This is a genomic window from Thermogutta sp., assembly GCF_014359955.1.
Classification (GTDB): domain Bacteria; phylum Planctomycetota; class Planctomycetia; order Pirellulales; family Thermoguttaceae; genus Thermogutta.
This window is the reverse complement of record NZ_JACIYL010000381.1, coordinates 1-4,154: the sequence shown is the minus strand read 5'-3', so window position 1 is coordinate 4,154 and position 4,154 is coordinate 1. Positions and strand designations below refer to the sequence as shown.

5 protein-coding genes are annotated in these 4,154 nt (G+C 56.4%); 1 reads left to right on the top strand and 4 read right to left on the bottom strand.

The genetic code is table 11. The features are described from left to right. Together H5U08_RS11680 and H5U08_RS11675 are read right to left on the bottom strand one after the other, a co-directional pair. A partial coding sequence (locus H5U08_RS11680) for a hypothetical protein (RefSeq protein WP_297033202.1) occupies positions 1-477 on the bottom strand: 477 nt, incomplete at its 3' end. Positions 478-819: 342 nt separating this feature from the next. Next, on the bottom strand, positions 820-1,230 hold the full coding sequence (locus tag H5U08_RS11675; RefSeq protein ID WP_297033200.1) for a hemerythrin family protein: 411 nt from the start codon (positions 1,228-1,230) through the stop codon (positions 820-822). Positions 1,231-1,801: 571 nt separating this feature from the next. Between H5U08_RS11675 and H5U08_RS11670 the strand changes: the two genes are divergently transcribed. Next, complete coding sequence (locus tag H5U08_RS11670) at positions 1,802-3,223, top strand: hypothetical protein (RefSeq protein WP_297033198.1); 1,422 nt, start codon at positions 1,802-1,804, stop codon at positions 3,221-3,223. A gap of 56 nt (positions 3,224-3,279) precedes the next feature. Here the strand turns inward: H5U08_RS11670 and H5U08_RS11665 are convergent, their stop codons facing one another. Then, a complete protein-coding gene (locus H5U08_RS11665; RefSeq protein ID WP_297033196.1) occupies positions 3,280-3,660 on the bottom strand; it encodes a response regulator in 381 nt (126 codons plus the stop codon). A 293-nt stretch (positions 3,661-3,953) separates the two neighbouring features. After that, positions 3,954-4,154, bottom strand: a 201-nt coding sequence (locus H5U08_RS11660; protein ID WP_297033195.1) for a hypothetical protein, incomplete at its 5' end; no start/stop codon positions are given.

The following is a 4,154-nucleotide window of genomic DNA, read 5'->3' as shown; positions in this document are numbered from 1 at the left end:
TTTTCTGTAAATCTCCGCGAGGGGCTTCATATTCTCCACGGCCATGATTTCCCCGCGCATTTGCAGAATGACGAGAGCTGCTTGACCGTGGTCTGTGATGGGACTCTTCAATTTCTTGCCGACAACCTGGGCAGTCGGCCCGGTCACATTGACGATGGGTGTTTCTTCTCCTTCCTTCGGTTGGAACGTTTCCACAATGCGTTCGGAGAAGGCGAGATCTTCAGCGGTCAGCGGGCCGTCCCGGCGTGCTAAAACGATGACCACCTCACTTTGAGATTCTGATTTTCCGAAGGCCGCCGCGCGAAGTTTTTCACCCTGGACACTTGCCGCGCGGTCCGGAAGGTATGCAAAGTCGCCATCACGAGCTACATCGTCCCATACCGGAGCAGCGAAGTGAAGGATGAGAAAAACGGCTCCCCAGCCGACAAAAACCAGCGGCCAATAACGGGTGACAAACTGGCTGACGTAGCGAAACACGGATCCATCTCCCCTCGAGCAAAACCGCCCTGAAGTTCCTCTCCCGCCTGAAACCTTTTTTCATCGTACCAAATTCGCGGCCAACTCCAATAGTTTTCCACAAGCAGACACTGCCCGAAAAGCAATTTTCCTCTTTAAAGCAGGCAAGATTTAAACCCCGGGAAAGGCGTAACAAGGCGGGAGAACGAGTCGAGGGAAGACACCGCAGAGCGTTTAGGGTTTTGGAGACAAATGCCATGAAAAAAGGTAGGCGAGCCACAAGAGGCCGCCTACCGCATCGGCAAAATAAGAGACGGATGTTGCGGGCCCCTGAGCGTTGAAACGCTCGGCGAGGTGCCCCCGTTACCTGGCCACCGGCTGGTTGACCACGGCTGCCAGTTTCGTGTCCACCTGCTTGATGTGTTGGACGACCCAATCACCCAGCTCTCTCTGGACTGCAAGGATCAGCGTGGGTGTGACCCCTTCCGTTTCGAATTGTTTCTTAAAATTCTGAAAATTCCGCACAAATTGTTGGTGGGCCAACTTGTTGGTTAAAGCAAGGGGACACTTTCTGCGTTCCATCTCTGCTTCCTCGTCAGAAAAGTGCTTGATTACGTACTCCCCGAGGAATCCAATCAGCTTGGCCAACTCTTCCTGACCTTTGCGCGCTTTCATCGCTGCCAGCAAACCGTTCAACTTTTGAATGAGTTCCTGATGTTGTGCGTCGATTCGCGGAACGCCGGTGCTCATTGATTTGTCCCAGACGTAAACCATGCGCTACTCTCCTTCGAAAAACGTGACAACTGTAGTGCACTCAATGTTTCCTTGACAACTATAGATTATCAAACAGCCGCGAACTTCCCAACTTTTCTAAAATTCACCACTTACGAGTCGTGCTAACGAAGCTGGCCCTAAAAACTGACCCTGGGGTGCGGGAAATCTTCGACCGGCCGGCTGTCCTAACTGTAGTCAACGCACGCTGTGTACATCCAACAGAACATGCACATTTGTCATAACACGGATTTTCTCCATCCTGCCACCGGAAGGTGGGTGTTGGCTTCGCTGCCGAGGTCCCGCGATCCTTTCACCCTTGGAGCGGGCTATCAATCGTGTCTTGAGCAAGACCCACCGTGTTTGCTAAGATTCCGCCCCGGAATCGGAGTCACTGCGCGTGGCATCAAGGATGAACCACTTGCAACGCCTCTGCTTTCTCCTGACGTTCCTGAGTTGCGCTGGGCTGGTCGGCTGCGCGTCCCTCCCGTCTCAGCCTGGACTACCGTTCCGCTCCAAAGATTCGCAAACCAGTGCTATTTCTTCCGCTTCGCACGGTGTGGAACAGAACTCCGTGCAGAGCCAAACCACCGAGGCCGCTCACGGGCCCACTGAGAAGGCCAGCGAACCGTCAGAAAAAGGGAGCACCGTATCTTCGCAGCCTCCGGCCCCGAAGAAGAGTACTGAGTCGGCAGAGAATCCCGAACAGAACCCCATGAACATCCCCTCCGCAGAGGGAAGTCGACCGAACGCCATCTCGATCAACCTGCTTGTGGAAGAGCTGGAGGCCGAGGGGCTTCTGACCCCCGAGAACAAAGCCCAGCTTATCGACGATCTCTGTCGCACGCCTCCCGATCTCTGGCCGGCCGTTGTCGATTTCTTCCGCGCCAGCGTCGAGCTGCGCCGCAAGCGAGGTCTGACCACCGTCAAACCAACTGAAGTCAGCTCCACGAGTTCTTCCCTCACGCCAGCTACCGATTCTACCCTGCCTTTACTGGCGGCCCACACTCAAGCTTCCGAAGTGCATCCAACCTTTCCCGATATCCAGAGCGCCGCGTTAAAGGTGACTGATCGTTCCACTACCCCCGACGAAAGTCGCGGCTTTGCGAGCGGCTCCGAGACCTTTCCTCAACCAACCGGCCAGCCCACGTCTGTTGTAACCCGATCGGAAACGCCACGCCCGTTTGACCAGTCGTCGTCGGGCAACCCCACTGGCCCGCAGTCGGTCGGTGAAGCCACCGTCAGTGACGTCTCTCTTCGGCGCGATCGCGGCACGGTAGTTGCAACCACTCCGTCGGATGCGACCTGGCAGGAGTACCTTCGACAGGCGGTCGATCGCCTTGAGAATGCTCCTCGCCGGAGCGAATCCGAGGAAGTCCGGCTCCGTCTTTTGGAACTCGCACTTGGCAACCGAGAAAATGCCTTGCAGCCCATTCCGGGGACGAGCCCGGCGCTTCAGGAATTCTGGTCGGAAACGCTTTTTGCTCTGGGGCTCCTGGAGGATTCACAGCTTAATCCTGACCCGAAGCTCCGGCTTGCCGAAGCTCGGCGGCATCTTCAGAACGGCCTGCGGCGACTGGGAGAAGAATGCCCATTGGAAGTAACGGGGCTGGCCTTCGTGACAGCCGTGCAAAGCTGGGGCGTGTACGAATCATTTGACAAATACGAATTTGCCCCGGGACAAAAGGTTTTACTGTACGCAGAAGTCGAGAACCTCAGTGCGGAATCGACGCCCAAGGGCTATCGCACGGCATGGCGGAGCAGTTATCAAATTCTGGATAGCGCCGGCAAGGAAGTCGCTCGCTACGAATACGCCCCCAACGAAGAGTATTGCCGCCGTCCACGCCGGGATTTCTTTATCGGCTGCGAACTGTCGTTCCCCAGGGACGCAGCACCGGGTCGGTATGTCCTGCGACTCACCGTTGTCGACCTGATCACCAATCGGGTCGGGCAGGGGACGATTGAATTTACGCTCCGTGCTCAAGCCGTCAAATGACAGTGGGTTCTCCTGGCACGCTGCCCGTCGGAGACCCTCCAGCGGAGACCGGTCGTTCAGACGGCAGCCGGCGCTTCGTCTACGCAATTCGCCACAGTCTCCAGAAGTTGTTCAGGGAGGAATGGCTTGGCGATGAAATCCTGAGCGCCTTTCCGAATGGCCTCTGAAATCAGTTTCGTCTGATTGAGGGCGCTCACCACAACAATCTTGGCCTCTGGGTCTGCGGCCAGAATTCCCTCCAAAGCATACATCCCATCTGTTCCCGGCATCACGATGTCCAGAGTCACCACGTCCGGACGACACTCAATATATTTCGCCACTGCCTCGGCGCCGTTGCCTGCTTCGGCAGCCACCTCCCACCCCGCCTGGGAAAGGATCTCGGCGATCATTCGTCGAATGAGGACCGAATCGTCTGCAATGAGAACCCGCTTGGCCATCGTTGTTCTCCTTCTCTCTTCACCAATGTCCAGGATCTGGGAGCAAATGGCTCTCGTTCGTGTTTACGGCCGGCCGACTCCAATCAATTCAGAAGCCTTTTGGGGTCACCAAGGGACAAACCCTCAGGCTTCGTGATAGGGACTTCGTGAGTCGCTGTACAACACTCGCTGCAATATTCCCGAGTGCTATCCAGCGCGATTGGTCCCTTCCTTTGGAAGTCTAGGTCATAACTTCGCTGGTGACCCCGTGGGTTGTGCCGGCGTCCGGAAAAATTCGTCGCGTTGACGCAAGTTCACCGCACATTCAGGTTTTGCGCCAAGAGCGCATTGACCCGGCTTTCCCGCACGTTCGATCCGTCCCTCACGAAACTTGCGTACCGAGCAACAAAAATATCCGTCACAATCCACCCCGACCGCCATCCGCCGCCGAGGGTAATCGCCAAGAGCGTTCTCGCCGATGATGTACCAGGACACGCCACGTTGGGTGTTTCATT